This window comes from Streptomyces sp. NPDC041796 (assembly GCF_055590785.1).
This window is the reverse complement of record NZ_JBVJAH010000003.1, coordinates 113,590-139,496: the sequence shown is the minus strand read 5'-3', so window position 1 is coordinate 139,496 and position 25,907 is coordinate 113,590. Positions and strand designations below refer to the sequence as shown.

Annotated in this window: 22 protein-coding genes and 1 pseudogene; 13 read left to right on the top strand and 10 right to left on the bottom strand. The window is 70.4% G+C overall.

Features of this window, described 5'->3' with window-relative positions; all coding sequences use genetic code 11:
* Positions 1-394: 394 nt before the first annotated feature.
* The 3 genes from ACZ6C1_RS06815 to ACZ6C1_RS06805 all read left to right on the top strand — a co-directional run bounded on the left by ACZ6C1_RS06815 (position 395) and on the right by ACZ6C1_RS06805 (position 2,994).
* Entirely contained in the window at positions 395-1,192 is a 798-nt protein-coding gene (locus ACZ6C1_RS06815; RefSeq protein WP_469238526.1) for a VOC family protein, read from the top strand.
* 146 nt (positions 1,193-1,338) lie between these two features.
* Positions 1,339-1,590 (top strand): WhiB family transcriptional regulator, encoded by a 252-nt coding sequence (locus tag ACZ6C1_RS06810; protein WP_469238441.1) that lies wholly within the window; start codon positions 1,339-1,341, stop codon positions 1,588-1,590.
* Between the two features lie 63 nt (positions 1,591-1,653).
* Positions 1,654-2,994 (top strand): SDR family NAD(P)-dependent oxidoreductase, encoded by a 1,341-nt coding sequence (locus ACZ6C1_RS06805; protein ID WP_469238398.1) that lies wholly within the window; start codon positions 1,654-1,656, stop codon positions 2,992-2,994.
* Here ACZ6C1_RS06805 and ACZ6C1_RS06800 read toward each other — a convergent pair.
* The 4 genes and pseudogenes from ACZ6C1_RS06800 to ACZ6C1_RS06785 all read right to left on the bottom strand — a co-directional run bounded on the left by ACZ6C1_RS06800 (position 2,966) and on the right by ACZ6C1_RS06785 (position 7,591).
* Positions 2,966-3,907, bottom strand: a complete 942-nt coding sequence (locus tag ACZ6C1_RS06800; RefSeq protein ID WP_469239063.1) for a chitosanase — start codon at positions 3,905-3,907, stop codon at positions 2,966-2,968. The two genes, ACZ6C1_RS06805 and ACZ6C1_RS06800, sit on opposite strands and share 29 nt — an antisense overlap.
* 514 nt (positions 3,908-4,421) lie before the next feature.
* The gene (locus ACZ6C1_RS06795) at positions 4,422-5,393 is read right to left on the bottom strand and encodes an acyl-ACP desaturase (protein ID WP_469238387.1); all 972 of its coding nucleotides are present in this window, start codon (positions 5,391-5,393) and stop codon (positions 4,422-4,424) included.
* A 117-nt stretch (positions 5,394-5,510) separates the two neighbouring features.
* Positions 5,511-5,621: pseudogene (locus tag ACZ6C1_RS06790) on the bottom strand (N(G),N(G)-dimethylarginine dimethylaminohydrolase); the annotation flags it as partial.
* 251 nt (positions 5,622-5,872) lie between these two features.
* Positions 5,873-7,591, bottom strand: coding sequence for a glycoside hydrolase family 13 protein (locus ACZ6C1_RS06785; protein WP_469238385.1), 1,719 nt, complete (start codon positions 7,589-7,591; stop codon positions 5,873-5,875).
* 919 nt (positions 7,592-8,510) lie between these two features.
* Between ACZ6C1_RS06785 and ACZ6C1_RS06780 the strand changes: the two genes are divergently transcribed.
* Positions 8,511-9,848 (top strand): UDP-glucose dehydrogenase family protein, encoded by a 1,338-nt coding sequence (locus ACZ6C1_RS06780; protein WP_469238384.1) that lies wholly within the window; start codon positions 8,511-8,513, stop codon positions 9,846-9,848.
* Here the strand turns inward: ACZ6C1_RS06780 and ACZ6C1_RS06775 are convergent.
* Positions 9,840-11,141 carry a glycosyltransferase gene (locus ACZ6C1_RS06775; RefSeq protein WP_469238382.1) on the bottom strand — a complete coding sequence of 434 codons (1,302 nt, stop codon included), beginning with the start codon at positions 11,139-11,141 and terminating at the stop codon, positions 9,840-9,842. The genes ACZ6C1_RS06780 and ACZ6C1_RS06775 overlap by 9 nt on opposite strands.
* A gap of 791 nt (positions 11,142-11,932) precedes the next feature.
* On the opposite strand from ACZ6C1_RS06775, the gene ACZ6C1_RS06770 reads away from it, so the two are divergent.
* On the top strand, positions 11,933-12,193 hold the full coding sequence (locus ACZ6C1_RS06770) for a hypothetical protein (RefSeq protein ID WP_469238380.1): 261 nt from the start codon (positions 11,933-11,935) through the stop codon (positions 12,191-12,193).
* Positions 12,194-12,413: 220 nt separating this feature from the next.
* Here ACZ6C1_RS06770 and ACZ6C1_RS06765 read toward each other — a convergent pair whose 3' ends face one another.
* Positions 12,414-14,048 (bottom strand): ABC-F family ATP-binding cassette domain-containing protein, encoded by a 1,635-nt coding sequence (locus ACZ6C1_RS06765; RefSeq protein ID WP_469238378.1) that lies wholly within the window; start codon positions 14,046-14,048, stop codon positions 12,414-12,416.
* A gap of 230 nt (positions 14,049-14,278) precedes the next feature.
* A complete protein-coding gene (ssgD, locus tag ACZ6C1_RS06760; protein ID WP_469238376.1) occupies positions 14,279-14,695 on the bottom strand; it encodes a spore wall synthesis regulator SsgD in 417 nt (138 codons plus the stop codon).
* Between the two features lie 148 nt (positions 14,696-14,843).
* Here ssgD and ACZ6C1_RS06755 point away from each other — a divergent pair, with 148 nt between their 5' ends.
* Positions 14,844-15,923 carry a WD40/YVTN/BNR-like repeat-containing protein gene (locus ACZ6C1_RS06755; protein WP_469238375.1) on the top strand — a complete coding sequence of 360 codons (1,080 nt, stop codon included), beginning with the start codon at positions 14,844-14,846 and terminating at the stop codon, positions 15,921-15,923.
* A 43-nt stretch (positions 15,924-15,966) separates the two neighbouring features.
* Here ACZ6C1_RS06755 and ACZ6C1_RS06750 read toward each other — a convergent pair whose 3' ends face one another.
* Positions 15,967-16,440 carry a hypothetical protein gene (locus tag ACZ6C1_RS06750; protein WP_469238373.1) on the bottom strand — a complete coding sequence of 158 codons (474 nt, stop codon included), beginning with the start codon at positions 16,438-16,440 and terminating at the stop codon, positions 15,967-15,969.
* A gap of 95 nt (positions 16,441-16,535) precedes the next feature.
* Between ACZ6C1_RS06750 and ACZ6C1_RS06745 the strand changes: the two genes are divergently transcribed.
* On the top strand, positions 16,536-16,901 hold the full coding sequence (locus tag ACZ6C1_RS06745) for a MerR family transcriptional regulator (RefSeq protein WP_469238371.1): 366 nt from the start codon (positions 16,536-16,538) through the stop codon (positions 16,899-16,901).
* 47 nt (positions 16,902-16,948) lie between these two features.
* Here ACZ6C1_RS06745 and ACZ6C1_RS06740 read toward each other — a convergent pair whose 3' ends face one another.
* The gene (locus ACZ6C1_RS06740) at positions 16,949-17,254 is read right to left on the bottom strand and encodes a YciI family protein (protein ID WP_469238369.1); all 306 of its coding nucleotides are present in this window, start codon (positions 17,252-17,254) and stop codon (positions 16,949-16,951) included.
* Positions 17,255-17,358: 104 nt separating this feature from the next.
* Here ACZ6C1_RS06740 and ACZ6C1_RS06735 point away from each other — a divergent pair, with 104 nt between their 5' ends.
* The gene (locus tag ACZ6C1_RS06735) at positions 17,359-18,048 is read left to right on the top strand and encodes an endonuclease V (protein WP_469238367.1); all 690 of its coding nucleotides are present in this window, start codon (positions 17,359-17,361) and stop codon (positions 18,046-18,048) included.
* On the top strand, positions 18,045-18,422 hold the full coding sequence (locus tag ACZ6C1_RS06730) for a VOC family protein (RefSeq protein WP_469238366.1): 378 nt from the start codon (positions 18,045-18,047) through the stop codon (positions 18,420-18,422). The genes ACZ6C1_RS06735 and ACZ6C1_RS06730 overlap by 4 nt, the downstream gene beginning before the upstream one ends.
* Before the next feature lie 10 nt (positions 18,423-18,432).
* Here the strand turns inward: ACZ6C1_RS06730 and ACZ6C1_RS06725 are convergent, their stop codons facing one another.
* Entirely contained in the window at positions 18,433-19,623 is a 1,191-nt protein-coding gene (locus tag ACZ6C1_RS06725) for a saccharopine dehydrogenase family protein (protein WP_469238364.1), read from the bottom strand.
* Positions 19,624-19,793: 170 nt separating this feature from the next.
* Here ACZ6C1_RS06725 and ACZ6C1_RS06720 point away from each other — a divergent pair, with 170 nt between their 5' ends.
* From ACZ6C1_RS06720 to ACZ6C1_RS06705, 4 genes are read left to right on the top strand one after another with little or no spacing between them, the layout of a single operon-like run.
* Complete coding sequence (locus ACZ6C1_RS06720) at positions 19,794-21,071, top strand: CaiB/BaiF CoA transferase family protein (RefSeq protein WP_469238362.1); 1,278 nt, start codon at positions 19,794-19,796, stop codon at positions 21,069-21,071.
* A complete protein-coding gene (locus ACZ6C1_RS06715; protein WP_469238360.1) occupies positions 21,068-22,210 on the top strand; it encodes an acyl-CoA dehydrogenase family protein in 1,143 nt (380 codons plus the stop codon). Before ACZ6C1_RS06720 ends, ACZ6C1_RS06715 begins: the two co-directional genes overlap by 4 nt.
* Positions 22,211-22,233: 23 nt before the next feature.
* Positions 22,234-23,448 carry an acetyl-CoA C-acetyltransferase gene (locus tag ACZ6C1_RS06710; protein ID WP_469238358.1) on the top strand — a complete coding sequence of 405 codons (1,215 nt, stop codon included), beginning with the start codon at positions 22,234-22,236 and terminating at the stop codon, positions 23,446-23,448.
* Positions 23,449-23,490: 42 nt separating this feature from the next.
* On the top strand, positions 23,491-25,665 hold the full coding sequence (locus ACZ6C1_RS06705; protein ID WP_469238357.1) for a 3-hydroxyacyl-CoA dehydrogenase NAD-binding domain-containing protein: 2,175 nt from the start codon (positions 23,491-23,493) through the stop codon (positions 25,663-25,665).
* Positions 25,666-25,907: the final 242 nt, after the last annotated feature.

Genomic DNA, 25,907 nt, shown 5'->3' with positions numbered 1-25,907 from the left:
CCACCGTCCGCCCGGCGGAGCCGTACCCGGGACACCGGCTCCGCCGCGTCCGGTGTCAGCCGGCAGTGGGTGAGCAGCTCCGCGGCCTTGCCGTTCCCGCCATGGAACACGACCCGATCACGGCGGACGGCGAGGCCGCCGGCGGCCCGGACGGGGCCGGTCCGCGCCCGTACGTCGTCGCCGCGGACCTCCAGCAGCGGGGCTCCGCCGTAGGGCGACGTCCACACACCGCCGCCCAGGCATTGGACCGGCGCGCGTGCGCCGAGGGGCGGGGGAGGCGGGCCCTGCGCGGCATGAGCCTTTCCGGTCATCACGCCCGATTCGTCATGGCCCGATCATACGTGCGGGCGTACTCCTGATGCGGTGGTCCGTCGCGCCCAGCAGACTCGGGCCCATGCTGACCACCCGTTACGTCACCGGCTCCCCGAACTGGCTCGACCTCGGCACGCCCGACCTCCAGGGCGCCGAATCCTTCTACGGCGGCCTGTTCGGCTGGCGCTTCCGGTCCGCCGGTCCCGAGGCCGGCGGCTACGGAACGTTCCAGCTCGGCGAAAGGACCGTCGCGGGTGGCATGACGGTCCCTCCCGAGCAGGCGCCGCCCGGCTGGATGGTCTACTTCCGCACACCCGACGCCGACGCCACCGCGACGGCCGTACGGGACGCCGGCGGGACCGTGCTGTTCGAGCCGATGGACGTCTTCGACCTCGGCCGCATGGCGGTCTTCGCCGACCCGGCCGGCGTCGGCTTCGCCGTCTGGCAGCCCGGCGCCAACAAGGGCCTGGACGTGGTCAACGACCCCCACACCCTGTGCTGGACGGAGCTGTACACCCGGGACCCGGCCGCCGCCATGGCCTTCTACGGCGCGGTGCTCGGCATCGAGTCGTCCTCCGTACCGTGGCCCGACGGCACCGGCACGTACATCCTGCTCACCCCACCGGGCGGTGGCGACGACTCTTCGTTCGGCGGCGTGGTGCCCCTTGACACGGACCCGGTGGAGGCGGCCGAAGGCCCGTACTGGACGCCCTACTTCGAGGTCCCCGACGCCGACACGACCGCCGCGAAGGCCGAACAACTCGGCGGGACCGTCCGCCTGGCCCCCACCGAACTGGGCGGCGTCGGCCGCTTCGCCAAACTGTCCGACCCCTACGGCGCCCGCTTCGCGGTCATCACCAGCGCTCCGGCACAGCCGTAGAACACCGGGGGACACCCCGGCCGAACTCCTTGCCCGATCACCTCACGCAGGCCCATGATTACGGAGCGAACCGGCGCACCTCCAACGCTCACGCCGTTGATCGTTCGTTGACGTCCCGTTTATCGCAGCGGGGCAGCGTGTTCGGCATGCCGATCAACCGCACCGCTCCCCACGACCACGAACTCTCCTGGCAGGAGACCGCCCTGTGCGCCCAGACGGGCCCGGACTTCTTCTTCCCGGACCCGGGCTCCTCCACCCGTGAGGCCAAGCGCCTCTGCGCGGCCTGCGAAGGCCGCGAGGCATGCCTCGAATACGCCCTCACCCACGACGAACGCTTCGGCGTCTGGGGCGGCCTGTCCGAGAAGGAGCGGTACGCGCTCAGGCGGCAGGGGCGCTGATCCGCCGGGGACAGGGATAACGGGGTGCCCGCCCAGCGGGCCCGCCCTTAAGATCACATGCGCATGGAGCACCAGCACAGCGCAGTGACGGACGACGAACTGGCCGCGTTCGGCCGTACGGTGGGGCGGCTACGGGCCCTGCCGCTGGAGGACCCGCTGCGGATGCGGGCCGAGGAACTCGCCGCCTCCTTCGCACGAGAGAGCCGCAACAAGCGCCGCAAAGCCCGGCAGCGCGCGCGCTCCGAGGCCGACGCCCTGCTCAGCGCCGCCACCGCGACCGGTGCGCTCGACCGGCGCGAGGACGCCCCCCTGCCGACCCGGCGGGGCAGCGTCGGCGAGTTCCTCAAGCCCCGTCACTGCTATGTCTGCAAAGCTCCGTACCGGCAGGCCGACGCGTTCTACCACCGGCTCTGCCCCACCTGCGCCGCGGACAACGCCACGCGCCGCGCCCTGTCCACCGACCTCACGGGGCGCCGTGCGCTGCTCACCGGCGGGCGCGTGAAGATAGGGTTCCAGCTCGCGCTGATGATGCTCCGCGACGGCGCCGAACTCCTCGTGACCAGCCGCTTCCCCCAGGACACCCTGCGCCGCTTCCGCGCCGCCGAGGGCAGCGAACGGTGGCTGGAGCGGCTCACGGTCGTCGCGATCGACCTGCGCGACCCGCGCCAGGTCCTCGGTCTGTGCGAGCGACTCCTCGCGGAGGGCCGGCCCCTGGACATACTCGTCAACAACGCCGCCCAGACGATACGCCGCCCACCCGAGTCGTACGCCGCGCTCCACGCGGGGGAGCGGGGCGAGCTGCCGGTCGGCGTCATCGCGGCCCCCGGCTACGCCCCCGCCCTGCCGGCCACGGGCAGCGGTGCGCTCGCCCTCGTCCTCGACGGCGAAGCGGACGAGGCCGGGCTGCTGCCCGACCCCGCGCCGCACAACTCGTGGTCCGCCCGCCTCGGGCAACTCGACCCCGCCGAGCTGCTGGAGACCCAGCTCGTCAACACCCTCGCACCCGCGCTCCTGTGCGACCGCCTGCTGCCCCTGCTGCTGGCGTCCCCACACCCGAGCCGTTACATCGTCAACGTGAGCGCGGTGGAAGGGCGGTTCACCGTACGCAACAAGACGGCCGGCCACCCGCACACCAACATGGCCAAGGCCGCGCTGAACATGCTCACCCGCACCAGCGCCGAGGACCTCGCCGGACAGGGGGTCCATATGTGCAGTGTCGACACCGGCTGGATCACCGACGAGAACCCCGCACCCCGCAAGGCGCGGATCGCCGCCGTCGGCACCCGTACCCCGCTGGACGTCGTGGACGGGGCCGCCCGTGTCTACGACCCGATCGTGCGGGGCGAGGCGGGCGCGCCGGTCGCCGGGGTGTTCCTCAAGGATTACCGGCCGGCGGCGTGGTGACCCGGAACGTCTCCCCGTAGGTCTGCCACGTCAGCGGAACCTTGAGGTCCATGTTCCCGTCCCGCAGGAACACGCGCTGAGCCGTGTCGATGCGGGACGTGTCCCGCTCCCGCTCGGTCCGCTGGGCCTTCATCACGGCGCGGCTCTCGTCCAGGAAGGTGTTGAGGTACGCCTTCTCGTCGCCGCCCTCGGCAGCGGTCTCGGCCTTCTTCATCGCAGCCGCCCGGATGCCGTAGAACTCCTCGGGGCCGACGCCGGGGCCGTGCAGCACCATGGCGTCGTAGTAGATGAACTGGCCGAGCGTCGACAGGCCGTCCATCTTCGCCAGCCGCACGGCCGGGTCGAAGTAGATGCGGTCGCGCATCACGTCCTGTGCCTTGCGGAAGGCGGGGTCCTCGGCGGCCTTCTTCCAGGCGCCGGTGAAGCCGGGATCGAGGCCCTCGTGCGAGTCCGTGCCGTCGACCTCGCGCAGCGCCGGGAGGTACGCGGCCAGCGGGTTGTCCGGGTCCTGCTTGGTGTAGTACTCGACGAGCTGCAGCATGTCGTTGGTGCCGGAGCAGAAGCCGATGACACCGGCGGTGTAGCCGTTGCCGTCGCCGATGTCCTCGATGTCGTCGTACTCACCGCGCCAGTCGAGCGTCGAGTTGTCGGCGCTGGCCACCAGTTGGGCGGCGAGCTCCTTCTTGTCGGGCGCGGCCAGCCCCGGCGGCATCTTGGCGATGCGCGCCTCCAGGGCCTTCTGCTCGTCCGCCGTGCCCGCCTTGAGCGGGTTCGGTGCCCCGGTGGTGCTGGGCGCCTGCGGGACGGAGCTGTCGTCGACGGCGTCGGCGGGGCGTACGGAACCGTCGCCTCCGCCGAAGACGAGGGCGGCGGCGACGGCTATCGGAGCGCCGATCAGGAAAAGGCGGGTCACAGGCTTCACGCGCCACAGCGTACGACGCGCTCGCGCGTTCCCTGTGAGTGCCCTGTGCGCCTGGCCCGCCCGGCCCAACCGGAGCCCACGCCTCCAGCGGCGGGCCGCCCCGCACACGACCGCGTCGCCCGTCGCCCGGGCCCGCTTGCCGCCCGGAGCCGCCGGGTACGGGCCCTCCGTCGGCCACGGCGCCAGGTCGTCCGGCCACCGCGCCGGGTCGCCTGGCACCCGGTACGGGCCTGCCACTGGTCGGGCCGGCGACAGCCACCGCGTACGGGGCGTCCGACGTCCGGCGCCTGGCCCGGCCGGCGTCGGCCCGGCCCCGATCCGGTCGGCGTCGGCCACCGTGCCCGGGCGTCCGGCGTCAGTCATGGCGCCGGGGCGTCCGGCGTCCCGGGGGCCGCTGTGCGCTTCCCCCGGGCTCCCGTGCGTACCGGGGCTTCGAGCCCGCCCGTGCCCCGCTGCGCGGGGCGGTCAGGGGGCGCCCGCCGTCGGGGAACGCGGCCCCGGCGGGTCAGCGGCCGCGGGCCGCCATGCGGGCCTTGCGGGCGGCGAGCTTTTCGTCGAACTTGCTCGCCTCCGAGTCCAGCCCGTCCATGTACAGGCCCAGCTCCTCCTGCGCCTTCAGGCCCTCCGGGCCGAGCCCGTCGATCTCCAGGACCTTCAGGAAGCGCAGGACGGGCTGCAGGACGTCGTCGTGGTGGATGCGCAGGTTGTAGATCTCACCGATCGCCATCTGCGCCGCCGCCCGCTCGAAGCCCGGCATGCCGTGCCCCGGCATGCGGAAGTTCACGACCACGTCGCGGACCGCCTGCATGGTCAGGTCCGGGGCGAGCTCGAAGGCCGCGCCCAGCAGATTGCGGTAGAAGACCATGTGCAGGTTCTCGTCGGTCGCGATGCGCGCCAGCATCCGGTCGCAGACCGGGTCGCCCGACTGGTGGCCGGTGTTGCGGTGCGAGATGCGGGTCGCGAGCTCCTGGAAGGCGACGTACGCGACCGAGTGCAGCATCGAGTGGCGGTTGTCCGACTCGAAGCCCTCGCTCATGTGGGACATCCGGAACTGCTCCAGCTTGTCCGGGTCCACGGCGCGAGAGGCGAGCAGGTAGTCGCGCATCACGATGCCGTGCCGGCCCTCCTCGGCGGTCCAGCGGTGCACCCAGGTGCCCCAGGCGCCGTCCCGCCCGAAGAGCGTGGCGATCTCGTGGTGGTAGCTCGGCAGGTTGTCCTCGGTCAGCAGGTTGACGACGAGCGCGATCTTGCCGATGTCGGTGACCTTGGACTGCTCGGGCTCCCAGGCCTCGCCGTCCTCGAACAGACCGGGGAAGTTGCGGCCGTCCGACCACGGGACGTACTCGTGCGGCATCCAGTCCTTGACGACCTTGAGATGGCGGTTGAGCTCCTTCTCGACCACCTCCTCCAGGGCGTACAGCAGCCGGGCGTCGGTCCACGCTTCCGAACTGCCGAGGTGGGGAGAGGTGAGGGTCATACGGGGGCTCCTGGGGACGGGAGAATTACTTACGGCTTCGTAGGTTACGAGACCGTAGGTTAAGGGGGCCGTAAGCCTGAGCCAAGCCCGGGTACTCGGATGGAGGCTTACGTTCCGTTATGTGCCGAGGTCGCGGAGGCGTACGGAGATGCAGGTCACGCACCCTTCGAGCTTTTCGAATTCCCCGATGTCCACAACGACCGGTTCGTACCCGAGGTCCGCGAACAGCCGCAGCCCCCGGCTCAGCGGCACGGCCACACGCGTCCCCAGCGGCTCGAACACCGCCCGCAGCTGCGCCACGCCGACCGCGTTCGTCGGTCCGGACCGGGGCCGGCGGGTCGTGCGCGTCGGCGGCTACGAGTTGTTCAGAAGGCGCCACCAGGCATGCGCCCAGCGTCCCCGAAGGCTCGATCGGGACTCCCGTTCGACGCGCACCTCTCAAGATCGAAAAGACAACCGCCAGTCACGCTCATGGGCGGTTATCCGGTCAGCCAAACAGCGGTGTCACTTTGTAGGCAGCCATCGTGGACCGGCGCGCTGGAGAGGATCACCTCCGTGTGGTCAGGTAGGGCCATCTGATGCTCGGACAGATTGACCACGCATCGGAACCCCGGCTCTCGGGTGAAGGAGAGGACCTCCTCCTGGGCCGTGGAGTCCCAGGTCATGGTTCCGTCGCCCAGTGCGGGGTGCGCACGGCGGAGGTGAAGAGCCTTGCGGTAGAGCTCCAGCATGGACTTCTCGTCGCCCATCTGGGCCTGCACGGTCAGGCTCTTCCACGCGGTCGGCTGCGGCAGCCAGGGCTCTGCTGTGGCCGCCGGGGGGCTGTATCCGAACGGCGGGCAATCGCCGGACCACGGCATGGGCACCCGGCAGCCGTCGCGGCCACGGTCGGTCCCCCCCGAGCGTTTCCAGGTGGGGTCCTGGAGAAGTTCTTCGGGGAGATCCTCGATCTCCCACAGACCCAGTTCCTCCCCCTGATAGATGTACGCCCCTCCGGGAAGGGCAAGAGTCAGCAGTGCGGCTGCTCGCGCCCGTCTGGTGCCGAGTTCCAGGTCGAAGGGTTTGTCCTTGAGGAAGTCGGACAGCGCCCGTACGGGCTCGTCGGGCTGGGGCCTGCCGTAGCGGGAGACGTGTCGCGCCACATCGTGGTTGGACAGCACCCACGTCGCGGGTGCGCCGACGGCGCCGAAAGCCTCGAGGTTGGTGTCGATCGCCTCACGCAGACGGTCCGCGCGCCAAGGCGCCGTGAGGTAGTCGAAGTTGAAGGCCGTGTGCAGTTCGTCGGGGCGTACGTAGCGGGCCAGCCGGTCCGGAGCACCCATCCACGCCTCGGCGACGAATACGCGTGGGTCGTCGTAGGAGTTGGCGACCGCGCGCCAGCCGCAAAAGATGACGTGAACGCCTTCCCGGTCCCAGTGCGGGTGCCCGCCGTCGGCCGCCATCCCGATACGCTCGATGTCCGAGTGGCCCAGGTCGGGCAAACCCTTCTCCTTGACCAGTCCGTGGGCCACGTCGATGCGGATACCGTCCGCGCCGAGATCGAACCAGAACCGCAGGACGGCCTCGAACTCTCTGCGTACCTCGGCGTTGTCCCAGTTGAGATCCGGTTGTTCCGGCGCGAAGAGATGGAGGTACCACTGCCCGGGGGTTCCGTCGGGCTCGGTCACCCGGACCCAGGCGGGCCCGCCGAAGCCACTGCGCCAGTTGTTGGGCGGCAAGCCACCCCCCGAGCCACGCCCCGTCCGGAAGACGTACCGGTCGCGTGCGGTGCAACCCGGTCCAGCGGTCAGTGCCTCGTGGAACCAGTGATGCTGGTCGGACGTGTGGTTGGGAACGATGTCGAGGAAGACCTTGAGTCCGAGCTCGTGAGCCTCCTTCATCATGCTCGAGGCCTCTTCCAGCGTGCCGAAGACCGGATCGATGGAGCGGTAGTCCGCGACGTCGTAGCCCCCGTCGGCCATGGGCGAGGGATACCAGGGGTTGAGCCACAGCGCGTCGACCCCCAATTCCTTGAGGTAAGGGAGCCTGTTCCGGAGCCCGGTGATGTCACCGATGCCGTCACCGTTTCCGTCGGCGAAGCTGCGGATGTACACCTGGTAGACGACCGCGCTGCGCCACCAGTCGTGGGAGGCGGCGGAGGTCCGGAGGCGCTGCTGCGGAGTCTCGGGCGGAGGAGCGGGGTGGCACGACGGCGTCATCTGACGGCTCCTGCGGTCAACTCGACGAAGGCGTTCTCCTCCCGCGCGACCAGGAAGGCCGCAATGACGGCGGAAAGGTGCCACCGCCGGGGAGCGGGAGGAACGACCTGAGATGCGTCTGCACCGGGACAGGGCGCTCGGCCATAACCGTCGGCTCCCGTTCCAGGAACGACCGGCGGACGAGCTGGCGTGGTCCGACGGCCTTCCGCAGGCGTGCGAGCGACGACCACTGACCGGCCATCGGTCCCGACCGGGACCCACTCATCGTGACCGCTTCCTCCTCGAACCGCAGCCGGTGATGTTCTCACTCATGGGGGCTGCATTCTCAGGGCATCAAGGCACAACGCCCTATTGGTGCTCTATCGCAACTAGATGGTCGCCCAGGGAGACAGTGGGCACCGCGCGTGGAAAGCTGCGGAAGGCGAGTGCCCACCGACGGCAGGTGGCCCAGTGGGTGCATCGGCGGCCGCATGGCAAAGGGGGACTCTGTTGACCCCGCGCCTTCCGGCTGACCAAAGGCAGCAGACCGGGCGCGCATTCCGTGCGCTATCAGGATATCGCCCGTCCAACGGCTGCCGCAACGGCGGCGGTGTCGCCCAGTATCACTCTCTTGGCCCAGTCACGCTCTGCTGATGCCGGTGCCCCGAACGCGCCATGCGCGCCGCGTCGAAGTGCGCTTCCCCAAACGGCCGCAGCCCTTGAAGCGCGCGTTTGACCCGTTGCCCTCAGCAAAGTTCTGGGCCGACCTGCGGACGGCCTCAGTCGCCCGATCGCCTGTCTCACCTTGGCTCTTTTTCCGCACAGCCGCAGGCGGACATATGTCCGCCTGCGGCTTCCGTCTTTCCGCCTGTCGAGAGGAGACGCCGCCTACGTGCAAGGGTTTCTCTGTCGGGTCCGGCGAGGCTGGAAGGTGACAGGCATGGCCATCGGCATCTCGGTGATCGGGACAGGATATCTGGGGACCACTCATGCCGCGTGCATGGCGGAGATGGGCTTCGAGGTGGTGGGGGTCGATATTGATCAGGAGAAGGTGGATCTGCTGTCGTCCGGCAGGGCGCCGGTGTACGAGCCGGATCTGCAGGAGCTGCTTTCCAAGCACGTGGTGGGGCAACCTGGATCAACCGGGTTGCTGCGGTTCACGACGTCATGGGAGACGGCTGCCGCACGTGCGGATGTTCATTTCGTGTGTGTCAGTACGCCCCAGCGTCACAGTGGGCTTGCCGCGGACATGAGCCATGTGGAGGCGGCCATCGAGGCGCTTTCTCCTCATCTGAGCCGTCCGGCGCTGGTAGTCGGCAAGTCGACCGTTCCGGCGGGAAGCGCCGCCCGGCTGGCCGAGCGCCTGGCGATGCTGGCACCGGCGGGACAGGAAGCGGAGCTTGCCTGGAACCCCGAATTCCTGCGAGAGGGCCACGCCGTGGGTGACACGCTGCGACCGGACCGCTTGGTCGTGGGTGTACGCAGCCGGCGCGCCGAATCTCTCCTCCGGGCAGTCTACGCCAAACCCATTTCCCAAGGAGTGCCTTTTCTGGTGACGGATTTCGCCACAGCCGAACTGGTCAAGGCCGCGGCGAATTCCTTCCTTGCCACTAAAATCTCTTTCATCAACGCCATGGCAGAGGTGTGCGAAGCCACAGGCGCCGATGTGCTGCAGTTGAGTGAGGCGCTGGGGCACGACACGCGGATCGGTAAACAATTCCTCAACGCCGGCCTTGGGTTTGGAGGCGGTTGTCTTCCCAAGGACATCCGCGCCTTCATGGCCCGTGCGGGCGAGTTGGGTGCGGATCAGGCTCTCACCTTCCTGCGTGAGGTCGACTTGATCAACATGCGCCGCCGGACACGTATGGTCGACATGGCCCGCCAGTACTGCGGCGGCGAATTTCTCGGTAAACGGGTGGCGGTACTCGGAGCCGCGTTCAAGCCGAACTCTGACGACGTCAGGGATTCGCCGGCACTGAATGTCGCAGCTCAGATCCAGCTGTACGGCGGACAGGTCACCGTGTACGACCCCAAAGCCAACGACAACGCACGGAGAACCTTCCCGACACTCGACTACGTGGACTCGGCCCGGGATGCGGCTCATGAAGCGGACGTCGTGCTTCATCTGACCGAATGGCAGGAGTTCCGGGACATGGAACCCGCGGCCCTTGATGGGGTGTGCCACAAACGGATCCTCGACGGGCGCAATTGCCTGGATCCCGGGCGCTGGCGGGAAGCCGGATGGACGTACAGGGCGCTCGGGCGCCCGTCACTCTGAGCTACCAGGCGGCTCCCTCGGGCCGGTCATGGCGGGCAGGGAGACTTCCACTCCTGTGCGAGTGCCCCAGGCGGTGTCGCGCAGGGTGCACAGGGAGTAGACCCGCACCCACAGCAGAACACCTATGTGCAGCAGGCCGTACAGCGGGGCCAGCAAGAAGGTCCCCAGCCGTTCCGTCCAGGGAATCCGGGTACGGTCACCGGACTCCAGATATCTGGCCGACCAGGCGTAGCTGAGGAGCATCGCGTGCATGAGGTACACCAGCAGCAAGGCGCCCTGAGCACTGATGAGCATCATGACCATGGCGAAGATCAGCAGCCCTGTGAAACAGGTCCAGGAAATCAACTCCAGCATCGCCAGCCAGAATCCCGGCCTGCTGATCTGTCCGACCCGGATGATCCACAGCGATTCACGGAAGAACGATTTGTTCCACCGCACCTGCTGCCGCAGGTAGTGCCTGACGTTCTCAGGAACGAGAGTCCAGGCCACCGCGTTGGCCTGCAGGACCGCCTTGCCGGTCAGCAGGCAGTAGTTCGTCATGTGCCGGTCGTCGCCGAAGGTGGACAGCCTGCCCAGGAACCGCTGGTTGAGAAAGCCATGAAGGTGCTCGCGCACCACGGTTCCGCGGTAGAAGGCAAGCGACCCGCAACAGCACAGGACCGCTCCCAGCAGACTGTACGCGGCACGCTCGTACAGGAACGCATTCGCGTAACGAAGATCGATCAGCCGGGTGAGAACGTTCTTGCGGGCATTGAGGGCCAGGACCAGTCCTGTGACGGCGTTCACCTTGTCCGAGGCGAATGGAAGCATTCCCCGCTCGATGGCGTACTTGTCCAGCACGGTGTCCGAATCGATGCCGAGGTAGATGTCCGTATCGGCGTGAAGCCGGAAACCGGCCGCCAATCCCTGGCGTTTTCCCTTGTTCTCAGTAAATTCCACCACTTGGTAGCCGATTTCCGCGTCACGGAACCGTTGGACCACCTCGGGCGAGAGCGCGTGATCCAGCGCGCGAGAGTCCGTCGAGGCATCATCGACAACCACCAGTGTGGTCGGATGGCGGGTCTGCTCCAGAACGCTGTCGAGACACCTGCTGAACGCTTCAGGGTCCTCGTTGTAGACGGTGACGATAGCGCCGACCTTCAGATCGTTCACCTTCGCCAGGTCCTCAGGGGCTGCGGCTGTCTTCGGCCGCCGGACGAGAGAAGCCCCCAGTTTGGCGAACATCAAGGCAAAGACGGCGGTCCCGTAGACAGATGCCATGGTGCCGCCATGTGTGATCAGGATGATCGCCACGACCACCAGCATCGCAGCGGCCGAGATGAAGCGACTCATCGGTGACCACGCGGAGCATGGAAGCGGGTCAACAACAACCCGATGGCAATCAGAGCGAAGCACCCCAGGACGATCCACAAGGGGAGGAGCGTGCCACCCGCCAAAGCGTGGTTCACTTCGGAATTGGCGAAGTTGGCATTCATGGCGCCGGCCTTCCTCTCGATAACCGGGCTGGCTGGCGAGCACTCACAGGTATGGCGGTTCCGCGAGCGGTTTACGAGGTGACTGACTCGACGATGAACAGCGCGTACCCGATTCTTGGATGAACAGCGCGCCGAGTGGAGCGGATTCGAGGCCCTCATACGCACGGTCGGGGCACCACCTGCCCCCGGCGGAGACATCGCCTTTGGGGTGCCTTGGAGCGGACGGCCTGTGCCTTACTGAGCAGCCAGCGCTGGGCCGAGCCACTCGGTCTCCATCCGATGACCAGCCTACGCTGTTTGTCATGGATTGTCGGCCTGGGGTGGCGAGCTGCTGGGTGCTCTGCTGCAGTGGGTCACCTCGGCCGGCGCCCAGGTGCTGTCGGTGGACTGGAGCGCATCCTCGAGGCCCTCGCGGACCGGTACCGGCTCCGCCAAGGGCCGCTGGCCTGTCAAGAGTTGCCCGTCAGTGTTCGGCCGGACGTGGTGCCGGCCCGAGGCGGAGGCGCGCTGTGTTCGAAGGCGAAACGGCTGGTCGCCGGGGCTGGCTGGCCGAACCCGCCACTTGGTGCCGTTGTCGATCAGGTAGCGGATCGTGTCCAGTATCGCCCGGTGGCAGTACGCCTCCGGCTGCCCGCCCCGGCCGCGCAGCCGGCCCGGGCACCGGCAGCAGCGCGGCCGGACCCGGCCCACTCCGCGTCCGTCATCGGCGGCACCGATCCCAAGCCGATGGAACGCCTCCAGCGGCAGGTTCTCGGCGGCGCCACCGAAGAGGTGGTGGACACGCTCGGTGCACAGACCGAGGACGGGACGAACGACGTCGTGGCCGCGCTGCCGGCGCAGGCCCGGAACCAAGAAGGGGAGGACGCGTGATCCATCTGCCGCTGCACCGTACGAAGGGGCTTGGTGACCGCCGTCCCCTACCTCGTCGGTGACCGACTGCGCGAGGCACGCGCTCCGCACGCCCGGCGGGCGGGAAACGCGGCACGGGCGGCACCGGCAGCGATGTCTCCTGGACGACGAACCCCGGACCCGGCGCCCCGGGACGCCATGGCGAGTACCCGACACCGCCCGCCGGGTACTCGCCAGGTCGTCACAGGTCCGACAGCACCTCCTGCGCCGTCGTCGGCCGCAGCTCGCCGTCCTCCAGCAGCAGCCAGCGCGTGATGCCGATCGACTCCAGGAACGGCACGTCGTGACTGGCAACGATCAGCGCCCCCTCGTAGGCGTCCAGCGCCGCCGTCAGCTTCCGTACGCTGGCCATGTCGAGATTGTTCGTCGGCTCGTCCAGCATCAGCAGCTGCGGTGCCGGCTCGGCCAGCAGCAGCGCGGCCAGCGCCGCGCGGAACCGCTCGCCGCCCGACAGTGTCCCGGCCGGCTGATCGGCCCGCGCCCCCCGGAACAGGAAGCGGGCCAGCCGTGCCCGGATGCGGTTGTTGGTCGCCTCGGGCGCGTACCGGGCGACGTTCTCCACGACACTCAGCTCGTCGTCGAGGACGTCGAGCCGCTGCGGCAGGAAACGCAGCGGGACGTGCGGCACCACCTCGCCCGTCACCGGCTCCAGCTCACCGGCGATCGTCCGCAGCAGCGTCGTCTTGCCCGCGCCGTTGCGCCCCACGAGCGCGATCCGCTCCGGGCCGCGCACCTCCCACTCGCCGCCGACCCGCGCCCCGTAGCGCAGCTCCAGGTCGCGGAGCAGCAGCACGCCCCGGCCCGGCGGGACCGTGGTGTACGGCAGCTCGATACGGATCTCGTCGTCGTCCCGTACCGCGTCCACCGCCTCGTCGAGCCGCTCCTTCGCCTCGGCGAGCTTCTGGCTGTGCATGATGCGGTGCTTGCCGGCCGACTCCTGCGCCGCCCGCTTGCGCGCGTTCATGACGATCTTCGGTTCGCGTTTGCTGTCGTACATCTTCTGTCCGTAGCGCTTGCGCCGTGCCAACTTCACCTGTGCGTCGGCCAGTTCGCGCTTCTGGCGCTGTACGTCGGCCTCGGCGACCCGCACCATGCGTTCGGCCGCCTCCTGTTCGGCGGCGAGCGCCTCCTCGTACGCCGAGTAGGCCCCGCCGTACCACGTCACCTCGCCGTCCCGGAGGTCGGCGATCTGGTCGACCAGCTCCAGCAGTTCGCGGTCGTGGCTGACGACGACAAGGACCCCGGACCAGCCTTCGACGGCCGCGTACAGTCGGCGTCGGGCGTGCAGGTCGAGATTGTTGGTCGGCTCGTCGAGCAGCAGCACGTCGGGCCGGGCCAGCAGCAGGGCGGCCAGCCGCAGCAGCACGCACTCGCCACCCGACACCTCGCCGATGGTGCGGTCCAGGCCGATGTGGCCGAGGCCGAGCTGGTCGAGTGCGGCGCGCGCCCGCTCCTCCACGTCCCAGTCGTCCCCGATCGCCGTGAAGTGCTCCTCGCTCGCGTCGCCGCCCTCGATGGCGTGCAGGGCGGCGCGCGCGGAGGCGATCCCCAGGGCCTGGTCGACGCGGAGAGCGGTGTCGAGCGTGGCGTTCTGCGGCAGATAGCCGATCTCGCCCATCGTGCGGACCGTGCCGTCGGCGGGGGCGAGTTCCCCCGCGATCAGCTTCAGCAGGGTCGATTTGCCGGAGCCGTTGAGGCCGATCAGGCCGGTCCTGCCGGGCCCGACCGCGAGCTGGAAGCCGTCCAGGACCTCGGTGCCGTCGGGCCACGAGAAGGACAGGTCGGTGCAGGTGATGAAAGTGGGGAACGTAGACATACGGGTCTCCCGGTTGCATGAGAAGGGAAGAAGGCAACGGGTGAGACACCAGGACGGCTCACGGGCCGAGGTCGCACACATCAGCGCGCACAGCGCCGAACGCGGCTGTGCGACACGGTGTCTCAAGACCTCAGACGAGCAACGTCCTGCTCCGTTCGACGACAACAAGGGCCGGGAACGACGTTACGCCCGGTCCGTTCCGGGCGGCAACGGAATTAACGGCGCGTGGATCAGCAGGCGTCGCGCAGCAGTTCGGTGAGGTCCTGGTCGAGGTCCAGGAACTCGTGCTCGCAGCCGGCCGGCACCAGGTGCTGGGCGCGCCGCAGGAACCGGCGCACCTCGGAGGTGCGGACGTGCACCATCGCGACACCCTCGGGGGCGTGGAACTCCACGACCGTACGGTCGTAGCCGAAGGGGCGTACGCGCACGTCGCCGAGCCCGGCCGCTCCGTCGACACCCGCCGCGAGCAGTTCCCGCGAGAATTCCCAGGACACCTCGATCCCTTCGAGGGTGGCCCGCGCGGGGAAGGCCATCTGCACCGCGAACGGGTTCCGGCGGTCGTAGCGCAGGGTCGCGGCGACGGATTCCATGCGGGGCGCGGACGCGACCAGGCGGACCTGTACGGCCTGCTCGATGACGGTGGACAAGGCCTGCTCCCTCACACGGCTGAGGCGGTACGACTCTTACACCGGAAAGGACGACGAATTCCGGCGACGCGTGCATTGGCGAACGGTGTGACCTGCGTCACCGAGGCGCCCTGGACGCGTCGGTCGGCGTGGACTACGTTCCCGCGCCATGACGTCCATGGGGAAGACGAGACGAGCGGTGTCGGTGGGGCTGTGCGGGGCGGCGCTCGCGGCCACCCTGACCGCCGCCCCGGCCCAGGCCGCTCCCACCACGGCGGAGCCCTCCTGGCAGCTCAAGCCGACCGGGACGGAGGTGCGCTTCCGAGGCCTGGCGGCCGTCAGCCGTTCCACCGCCTGGGTGGCCGGCTCCAAGGGCACGGTGCTGCGCACCTCGGACGGCGGCCGGAGCTGGCGAAACGTGTCGCCCCCGGGAGCGGGCGACCTGGAGTTCCGGGACGTCGAGGCTTTCGACGGCCGTCGCGCGGTCGTCCTGGCGATCGGGGAGGGGGAGGCCTCCCGGATCCTGCGTACCGACGACGGCGGCGCGAGCTGGACCGAGTCCTTCCGCAACACCGACGCGAGGGCCTTCTACGACTGCGTCACCTTCTTCGACAGCCGGCACGGGCTCGCCATGAGCGACCCGGTCGACGGCAAGTACCGCATCCTGTCGACCGGAGACGGTGGCCGCACCTGGAAGGTGCTGCCGGACACCGGCATGCCCGCCGCCCTGCCGGGAGAGGCGGGGTTCGCGGCGAGCGGCCAGTGCCTGGTCAGCTCGGGCCCCAAGGACGTCTGGCTGGCCACCGGAGGCGGTGCCACCGCGCGCGTGCTGCACTCCTCCGACCGGGGCCTGAACTGGACGGTGGCCGAGTCGACCGTCCCGGCCGGGGACCCGGCCCGCGGGGTCTTCGCCCTGGCCTTCCGCGACCGTGCGCACGGCATCGCCGTCGGCGGCGACTACCGGACGGGGCAGCCGTCGCCCCGGGCGGGAGCCGTCAGCCGGGACGGCGGGCGCACCTGGCGCCAGGCGCACACCCCGCCGCCCGCCTACCGCTCGGGCGTGACCTGGCTCCCGCACAGCCGGTCGGCCGCCCTCGCCGTCGGCCCCACCGGGACGGACCTCACCACGGACGGCGGCCGCACCTGGCGGACCGTCGACGCGGGCTCGTACGACACGGTCGACTGCGCCGCCGACTTCGGCTGCTGGGCCTCGGGCGAGAAGGGCCGGGTCGCCCGCCTGCAGCGGTAGGACCAGGCCGGCGGCGGGGCGGCCATCGGCCGTGCCCGCCGCCTCAGGCGGCCGGGGCGCCGAGGGCGTGCCCGGCCGTGGAGCCGGCCGGTCCGTCGGCGAGACCGGCACGCCCCCGCCACCACGGGACGAGCTGAGCGACACCGAGCGCCACTTCCACGGCGAGGAACAGCCACAGCACCCCCGTGGCACCCTGCGCCAGCGCGTACGCCTGCCACAGGGCGAACAGCGCGCGGGCGACACCGTCGAACAGCCCGTGCGCCGCCAACGGCTTGACGATCCGCAACAGCGCCCAGACGACCACGACGGATCCCAGCAGGTTCGCGTACATCGTCTGGACCGGATCGAGGGCGGGCAGGACGCCCAGACCGAGCGCCGAACCCAGCGACGACAGCGCACGGTGCACCAGCGCGTAGGTCCACGGAGTGGCGAAGGCCGCCGTGACGACGAGGTCGTACCAGGCGCTCGCGCGGACGACCCGGAGATAGGTACGGCGGGAAGGGGTGAGGAAACGCATCACGTGAGGCTCCTGCTGGTGCGACGGCAACGAATCCTCACGCTAGACAGGGGAGTACTGTCCAAGGTCAAGTCACGGGCGGACGGGGGTCGTTCATGCGTATCGGGGAGCTGGCCGCGCAGGCGGGTGTCACCAAGGACACCATTCGCTTCTACGAGAGGATCGGCCTCGTCACGGGCCGGCGGCTCGCCAACGGGTACCGCGACTTCCCGCCCGAGACGGTGGCCTGGCTGGCCTACGTCCGCACCGCACAGGCACTGGGCTTCTCCCTCGGCGAGATCGCCCGGCACGGCGAGGAACTGGGTGACGCGCCGGACGCCGCCGAGGGGCTGTCGGCGCTGATGCGGGAGAAGATCCGGTTCATCGACGCCCGCATGGACGAACTCGCGGCCCTGCGGGCGGACCTCGAAGCGCGTGTCGGCACCGGCTGCCCCTTGCGCACGGCCGACCGGGCCGGCTGAGCGCCGACGCACCCGGCGACGACGTACGGAGCGAGTGGCGCGGTTCCCTACGCCTGGGCCGGGAGCGTCTGCTGGTATGCCGCGAGTCCGGGCGCCGTCCTCGTCGCCATGAACTCCGTGACGCGGTACGCGCACACACCGTCGACGACGAAGGGGTCGGTCGCCGTGATCTCCTCGATCCGCGCGCGGTCGTCCCCCACGGCCAGGATGATCCCCCCGTCGCGCGGATTCTTGCGGCCCGACGCGATGAAGACGCCCGACTCGTAGTGCGAGTCGAGCCAGGCGACATGGTCGGCGAGAAGCTCGTCCACCCGCTCGATGGGCCCGGTGTAGGTCAATTCCAGTACGAACATGACCGCGAGGCTATCCGGCGCCACCGACAACCGGGTCCGCCAGGGCCAGGCGGTCACCCGGTCATCGCTCCGGCGGTCCCGGCGGACGTAAGGTGACCGTCACTATGACGATCATCGAAAAGCCCGCCGGCTGGCCGTCCGACGAGGCGGAGGCCCTGGCCGTCCAGGACGAACTGCGCGACCGTGTCGTCCTGGACGAGCCGGGTCCGCCGCCCGGCACCGGACTGGTCACGGGCGTCGACGTGGCCTACGACGACGAGCGCGATCTCGTCGCCGCGGCAGCCGTGGTCCTGGACGCCCGAACCCTCACCGTCGTGGAGGAGGCGACCGCCGTGGGCCGGGTGTCCTTCCCGTACGTTCCCGGGCTCCTCGCCTTCCGCGAGATACCGACCGTCCTGGCCGCGCTGGAAGCGCTGCGCGGCGGTCCCGGACTGGTGGTGTGCGACGGCTACGGCCGGGCGCACCCGCGCCGGTTCGGCCTCGCCGCCCACCTCGGCGTCCTCACCGGCCTGCCGGTGATCGGCGTCGCCAAGAACCCGTTCACCTTCACCTTCGAACAGCCCGGCCCCGAACGAGGGGCGTCCAGCCCGCTGCTCGCGGACGGCGAGGAGGTCGGCCGGGCGCTGCGCACCCGGGCCGAGGTCAAGCCGGTGTTCGTGTCGGTCGGCCACCGGGTCTCCCTCGACAACGCCTGCGCCCATACGCTGCACCTGACGCCCCGCTACCGCATCCCGGAGACCACCCGCCACGCGGACACCCTGTGCCGGCGGGCCCTGAAGGAGGCGACGTCATGATCGGCCGGCTCCAGTGCACCGTCCTGGACTGTCCCGACGTCCTCGTCCTGGCCCGCTTCTACCAGGGGCTGCTCGGCGGCGAGGTGAACCGCCCCGACCCCCGCTGGTCGCTCGACGCGGACTGGGCGACCCTCCACCTGGACGGCGGGCAGGTGCTGGGCTTCCAGCGGGCCGAGCCCTACAGCCCGCCGGCCTGGCCCGACCCGTCCCGCCCCCAGCAGTTCCACCTGGACGTCGGCGTGGCCGACCTCGTAGCGGCGAGGAAGGACGTCCTCGCGCTCGGGGCGGCGCCCCTCGACGACGGCGACCCCGCCCGCGGCTGGCACGTCTACGCCGACCCGGCGGGGCACCCGTTCTGCCTCGTACGCGACTGAGGGCGCCGGCTCAGCGCGAGTCGGCGACCCGGAAGCGGATCCCGGCCCGGCTCAGCCGCTCCAGCAGGGCGTCGCCCATCGCGGCCGCCGTGGTCACCTGGCCGGCGGTCGGGGGCAACGCGTCGAAGGCCAGGGACAGCGCCGACTCGGCCAGCATCTTCGCCGTCTCGTCATAACCCGGGTCGCCGCCCGACACCTCGGTGAACACCCGCCGCCCGCCGCCCTCACCGACGAACCGGACCGTGAACCAGCTGCGCGCGCGGCGCCCCTCGTCCGGCCCCTGCCCCGCTTCATAACGGTCCATCAGCCACCGCCGCGCGGGCGGCAACTGCGCCAGCGTGAACAGCGCCCCGACGGCGGCCGTCCCGCCGATGGCCACGGGCAGGGCCTTGACGGCCGCGTAGTGGCGGTAGCGGAAGTCCGGCCCGTACCGGGGCAGGGCCGCGGCCGAACGGGCCACCACGGTCGCGTCCAGGGTCGGCAGCGGTAGCGCCCACGCCCCGGTCTCCCGGCTGAAGCGCGGCGCCCCGAGCGGCGCCCGTGCCCGCCGCCCCACCAGCCGCGGTTCGTGCAGCCGGCGCTCGCGGGCCGCCCGCAGCGTCTGGCGGCCCCGCCCCATGGCGGTCATCGCGGAGGCGAACGTACCGCCCGAGAAGAAGGCGTTGGAGCGGACGAACCCGTCCACGGCCAACGGCACACCCTCGGGAAGCTGGGCCACCGTGAAGTAGACGCCCAGGTCGTGCGGTACCGAGTCGAAACCGCAGGCGTGCACGATCCGCGCCCCCGTCTCACGGGCCCGCCCGTCGTGGCGGACGTACATCAGGTCCACGAACTCCGGCTCGCCCGTCAGGTCCACGTAGTCCGTGCCCGCCTCGGCGCAGGCCGCCACCAGCGGCTCGCCGTACAGCACGTACGGCCCGACCGTGGTCGCCACCACCCGGGCCGACTCGGCGAGCCCGCGCATCGAGTCCGGGTCGCCGGCGTCCGCAGTGAGCAACGGCAGGTCCGCGCACCGCGGGTGCTCCGCGGCCAGCCGGTCGCGCAGCGCCTCCAGCTTGGCCCGGCTGCGCCCGGCGAGCGCCCACCGGCAGGTCTCGGGTGCGTGCGCGGCGAGATACCGGGCGGTCAGCTCACCGACGAATCCGGTCGCCCCGAAGAGCACCACGTCATGCGCCCGCTCCGTGCCGTCCCGTGTGTCCATCCAGCCCCTCCGCCGTCCGCGCCGTTGTCGGAGGCAGAGGCTAGCGTGCGGGGTGAGGAGCGATTGTCCGGGTGTGCTGCCACGCGCTTGTCCACAGGGCTTGTGCGGAGTGGAACACGTTCTTAGCATCATCACTGTTACAGCAGTTGTGTCACAGTCCAGGGGGTCATATGGCAGCGACAGGCAGCGGCCCGCTCGCCGGAGTGCGAGTGGTCGAGCTGGCGGGCATCGGGCCCGGCCCGTTCGCCGCCATGCTCCTGGGCGATCTGGGCGCCGACGTGGTGCGGGTCGACCGGCCCGGCGGCGCGGGGCTGGCGATCGACCCGGCGTACGACCTCACCAACCGCAACAAGCGCTCGGTGCTCGTCGACCTCAAGGCGGACGACGGCCCGGAGCGCGTCCTGGACCTCGTCGAGCGCGCCGACGTCCTCATCGAGGGGTACCGCCCGGGCGTCGCCGAACGCCTCGGTGTCGGCCCCGAAGCGTGCCTCGCCCGCAACCCGAAGCTGGTCTACGGACGGATGACCGGCTGGGGGCAGGAGGGCCCGCTCGCCCAGCGCGCCGGGCACGACATCGCGTACATCGCCATCACCGGCACACTCTCCATGATCGGCAAGGCCGGTGAGCCTCCGACCGTGCCCGCCAACCTCGTCGGCGACTACGCGGGCGGCTCGCTCTACCTCGTCGTGGGCGTCCTCGCCGCGCTGCACCACGCGCGCCAGGAGGGCGGCGGGGGCCAGGTCGTGGACGCCGCCATCACCGACGGAGCCGCGCACCTGGCGACGATGATCCACGGAATGATGGCCGCCGGCGGCTGGCAGGACCGGCGCGGCGCCAACCTCCTGGACGGCGGCTGCCCCTTCTACGGCACCTATGAGACGGCCGACGGCCAGTCCATGGCCGTGGGCGCGCTGGAGCAGCGGTTCTACGACGAGTTCATCCGGCTGCTCGGCATCAAGGACTCGGTTCCGGCCCGTAAGGACTTCGACCGCTGGGGAGAGCTGCGCGCCGCCGTCGCCGCGCGCTTCAAGGAGAAGACCCGAGCCGAATGGACGGCCGTCTTCGAGGGCTCCGACGCCTGCGTCGCCCCCGTCCTGTCGCTGCGGGAGGCCCCCGCCCACCCACACCTCGCGGCCCGCTCCACGTTCACGGACCACGGCGGGATCACCCAGCCGGCCCCTGCGCCCCGCTTCTCCGTAACCCCGAGCTCCGTGACCCGGCCGCCCGCCCAGCCGGGCGCCGACACCGACGAGGTCGCCGGCGACTGGGGCGTACCGAGCATCCGTACCGACGGCGTCCGTACCGACGCCGCGCCGACCGACGGCTCCCGTACCGACGCCGTGCGTGCCGCCAGTAGCGCCCCCGCGCGCACCGACGGCTCCCGTACCGACGCCGCGCGTACCGACGACAGCGCCCGTACCGACGACGACGACAGGGGGACCGGGTGAAGCGCCGGATCTTCGAGGCCGAGCACGACGCCTTCCGCGAGACCGTCCGCACCTTCCTCGCCAAGGAGGTCCTGCCGCACTACGAGCAGTGGGAGAAGGACGGCATCGTCTCGCGCGACGCCTGGCTCGCCGCCGGCCGCCAGGGCCTGCTCGGCATCGCCGTCCCCGAGGAGTACGGAGGCGGCGGCAACCCCGACTTCCGCTACAGCGCCGTCCTCGCCGAGGAGTTCACCCGCGCCGGCGCCCCCGGTCTCGCGATCGGCCTCCACAACGACATCATCGGCCCCTACCTCACCTCGCTCGCCACCGACGAGCAGAAGCGGCGCTGGCTCCCCGGCTTCTGCACCGGCGAGATCGTCACCGCCATCGCCATGACGGAACCCGGCGCCGGATCCGACCTCCAGGGCATCCGCACCACCGCCGAGGACCGGGGCGACCACTGGCTGCTCAACGGCTCCAAGACCTTCATCTCCAACGGCATCCTCGCCGACCTGGTGATCGTCGTCGCCAAGACCACCCCCGAGGGCGGCGCGCACGGCCTGTCCCTCCTGGTCGTCGAGCGCGGCATGGACGGCTTCGAACGGGGCCGCAACCTCGACAAGATCGGCCAGAAGTCCCAGGACACCGCCGAACTGTTCTTCCACGACGTACGCGTCCCCAAGGAGAACCTGCTCGGCGAGCTGAACGGCGCGTTCATCCACCTGATGACCAACCTGGCGCAGGAGCGGCTGAACATCGCGGTCGCCGGTATCGCCGCCGCCGAGCACCTCCTGGAGATCACCACGGCGTACGTCAAGGAACGCGAGGCGTTCGGGCGGCCGCTCGCCAGGCTCCAGCACATCCGCTTCGAGATCGCCGAAATGGCCACCGAATGCGCGGTCACCCGCGAGTTCGTCGACCGCTGCGTCGTCGACCACGCGAAGGGGGAACTGGACGCGGTCCACGCCTCGATGGCCAAGTGGTGGGCCACCGAATTGCAGAAACGGGTCGCCGACCGCTGCCTGCAGCTCCACGGCGGCTACGGCTACATGGCTGAATACCAGGTCGCCAGGGCCTTCACCGATGGCCGGATCCAGACTATTTACGGCGGTACGACCGAAATCATGAAGGAAATCATCGGCCGTTCCCTGCTCGGCTGACCCCTCCCTGAAAGGCTTGACCAGTGAGCACCGAAGCGTACGTGTACGACGCGATCCGCACCCCGCGCGGGCGCGGCAAGGCCAATGGCGCCCTCCACGGCACCAAGCCGATCGATCTGGTGGTCGGCCTCATCCACGAGCTGCGCGGCCGCTTCCCCGGCCTCGACCCCGCCGCCATCGACGACATCGTGCTCGGTGTCGTCGGCCCCGTCGGAGACCAGGGGTCCGACATCGCGCGGATCGCCGCGATCGCCGCCGGGCTTCCCGACACCGTCGCCGGCGTACAGGAGAACCGCTTCTGTGCCTCCGGCCTGGAAGCCGTCAACATGGCGGCGATGAAGGTCCGCTCCGGCTGGGAGGACCTGGTCCTCGCGGGGGGCGTCGAGTCGATGTCCCGCGTGCCGATGGCCTCCGACGGCGGAGCCTGGTTCGCCGACCCCATGACCAACTGGGACACCAACTTCGTCCCGCAGGGCATCGGCGCCGACCTGATCGCCACGATCGAGGGATACACCCGGCGCGACGTCGACGAGTACGCCGCGCTCTCCCAGGAGCGGGCCGCCACCGCCTGGAAGGACGGCCGCTTCGACCGGTCCGTCGTCCCCGTCCAGGACCGCGCGGGAGTGGTCGTCCTCGACCACGACGAGCACATGCGGCCCGGCACCACCGCCGACTCGCTCGCCGGCCTCAAGCCCTCCTTCGCGGCCATCGGTGACATGGGCGGCTTCGACGCCGTGGCGCTGCAGAAGTACCACTGGGTCGAGAAGATCGACCACGTCCACCACGCCGGCAACTCCTCCGGCATCGTCGACGGCGCCGCGCTCGTCGCCATCGGCAACAAGGAGGTCGGCGAGCGGTACGGGCTGACCCCCCGCGCCCGGATCGTCTCCGTGGCCGTCTCGGGCTCCGAGCCGACCATCATGCTCACCGGCCCCGCGCCCGCCTCCAAGAAGGCCCTCGCCAAGGCCGGACTGACCATCGACGACATCGACCTGGTCGAGATCAACGAGGCGTTCGCCGCGGTGGTGCTGCGCTTCGTCAAGGACATGGGCCTGTCCCTGGACAAGGTCAACGTCAACGGCGGCGCCATCGCCATGGGCCACCCGCTCGGCGCGACCGGCGCGATGATCCTCGGCACCCTCGTCGACGAACTGGAGCGCCAGGACAAGCGCTACGGCCTCGCCACGCTGTGCGTCGGCGGAGGCATGGGCATCGCCACCGTCGTCGAGCGCGTCTGACCCCCGTCCTTTCCCGTACGGCCTTACGGAGCAGCCAGAACCATGAGCGAGTCCACCACCATCCGCTGGGAACAGGACGAGACCGGCGTCGTCACCCTCGTCCTCGACGACCCCGACCAGTCCGCCAACACCATGAACCAGGCCTTCAGGGCCTCCATCGCCGCCGTCGCCGACCGCGCCGAGGCCGAGAAGGACTCCATCCGGGGCATCATCTACACCTCCGCCAAGAAGACCTTCTTCGCGGGCGGCGACCTCAAGGACATGATGAAGGCCGGGCCCGCGGACGCCCAGCAGATCTTCGACGCCGGCATGGAGATGAAGCGCGCCCTGCGCCGCATCGAAACCCTCGGCAAGCCGGTCGTCGCCGCCATCAACGGCGCGGCCCTCGGCGGCGGCTACGAGATCGCCCTCGCCTCCCACCACCGGATCGCCCTCGACGCGCCCGGCTCCAAGATCGGCCTGCCCGAGGTCACCCTCGGCCTCCTCCCGGGAGGCGGCGGCGTCGCCCGTACCGTACGCCTCATGGGCATCGCCGACGCCCTGCTCAAGGTGCTCCTCCAGGGCACCCAGTACACGCCGCAGCGAGCCCTGGACAACGGCCTGATCCACGAAGTGGCCGCCACCCGTGAGGAGATGATCGCCAAGGCGCGGGCGTTCATCGACGCCCACCCCGAGTCGCAGCAGCCCTGGGACGTCCCCGGTTACAAGATCCCCGGCGGCACCCCGGCGCACCCCAAGTTCGCCGCCAACCTGCCCGCCTTCCCGGCCAACCTGAAGAAGCAGATCAATGGCGCTCCCTACCCCGCGCCCCGCAACATCCTCGCGGCCGCCGTCGAGGGCTCCCAGGTCGACTTCGAGACCGCGCTGACCATCGAGTCGCGGTACTTCACCGAACTGGTCACCGGACAGACCGCCAAGAACATGATCCAGGCGTTCTTCTTCGACCTCCAGGCGGTCAACTCCGGTGCCAGCCGCCCCCAGGGCATCGCACCGCGCACGGTCCGCAAGGTCGCCGTCCTCGGCGCGGGCATGATGGGCGCGGGCATCGCGTACTCCTGTGCCAAGGCGGGCATCGACGTCGTCCTGAAGGACGTGTCGGCCGAGGCGGCCCAGAAGGGCAAGGCGTACTCCGTCAAGCTCCTCGACAAGGCGCTGTCCCGGGGCCGCACCACCGAGGCCAAGCGCGACGAACTGCTGGCCCGCATCACACCGACCGCCGACCCGGCGGACCTGGCGGGTTGCGACGCCGTCATCGAGGCGGTGTTCGAGGACACGGCGCTCAAGCACAAGGTGTTTCAGGAGATCCAGGAGATCGTCGAGCCCGACGCGCTGCTGTGCTCCAACACCTCCACCCTGCCGATCACCCTCCTGGCGGAGGGCGTGGAGCGCACGGCCGACTTCATCGGCCTGCACTTCTTCTCACCGGTCGACAAGATGCCGCTCGTCGAGATCATCAAGGGCGAGCGGACCGGTGACGAGGCCCTCGCACGCGCCTTCGACCTCGTACGGCAGATCAACAAGACGCCGATCGTCGTCAACGACTCGCGCGGCTTCTTCACCTCCCGCGTCATCGGCCAGTTCATCAACGAGGGTGTGGCGATGGTCGGCGAGGGCGTGGAGCCCGCGTCGGTGGAGCAGGCCGCCGCGCAGGCCGGGTACCCGGCGAAGGTGCTGTCCCTGATGGACGAGCTCACCCTCACCCTCCCGCGCAAGATCCGCAACGAGACGCGGCGCGCCGTCGAGGAGGCGGGCGGCACCTGGGCCGAGCACCCGGCGGACGCGGTGATCGACCGCATGGTCGACGAATTCGGCCGCCCCGGCCGCAGCGGCGGCGCGGGCTTCTACGACTACGACGAGCAGGGCACGCGCCAGGGCCTGTGGCCCGGCCTGCGGGAGCACTTCGGCACCGCCGACGGCGCGGCCGTCCCCTTCGACGACATGAAGGAGCGGATGCTCTTCTCCGAGGCGCTGGACACCGTCCGCTGCCTGGAGGAAGGCGTACTGACCTCCGTCGCCGACGCCAACATCGGTTCCATCATGGGCATCGGCTTCCCGGCATGGACCGGAGGTGTGCTCCAGTACATCAACGGCTACGAGGGCGGCCTTCCGGGCTTCGTCGCACGCGCGCGTGAGCTCGCCGAGCGGTACGGGGAGCGGTTCGAACCGCCGGCGCTGCTGGTGGAGAAGGCGGAGCGGGGCGAGACCTTCGTCGACTGAGGCCCCGGACAAGGCGATGTGACCGGGGGACCCGGGCACGGCGGCCGACCGGCCGGCCCGTGCCCGGGGGGGTATCGACGACGAAAAAACCAACCGACGGTCGACCGCCCCACGGCCCGGCGTCAGCCGTTCAGGGTGGGCGGCCCGGCGGGGGGGGGGGGGGGGGGGGGGGGGGGGGGGGGGGGGGGGGGGGGGGGGGGGGGGGGGGGGGGGGGGGGGGGGCGGGGGGGGTGGGGGGAGGG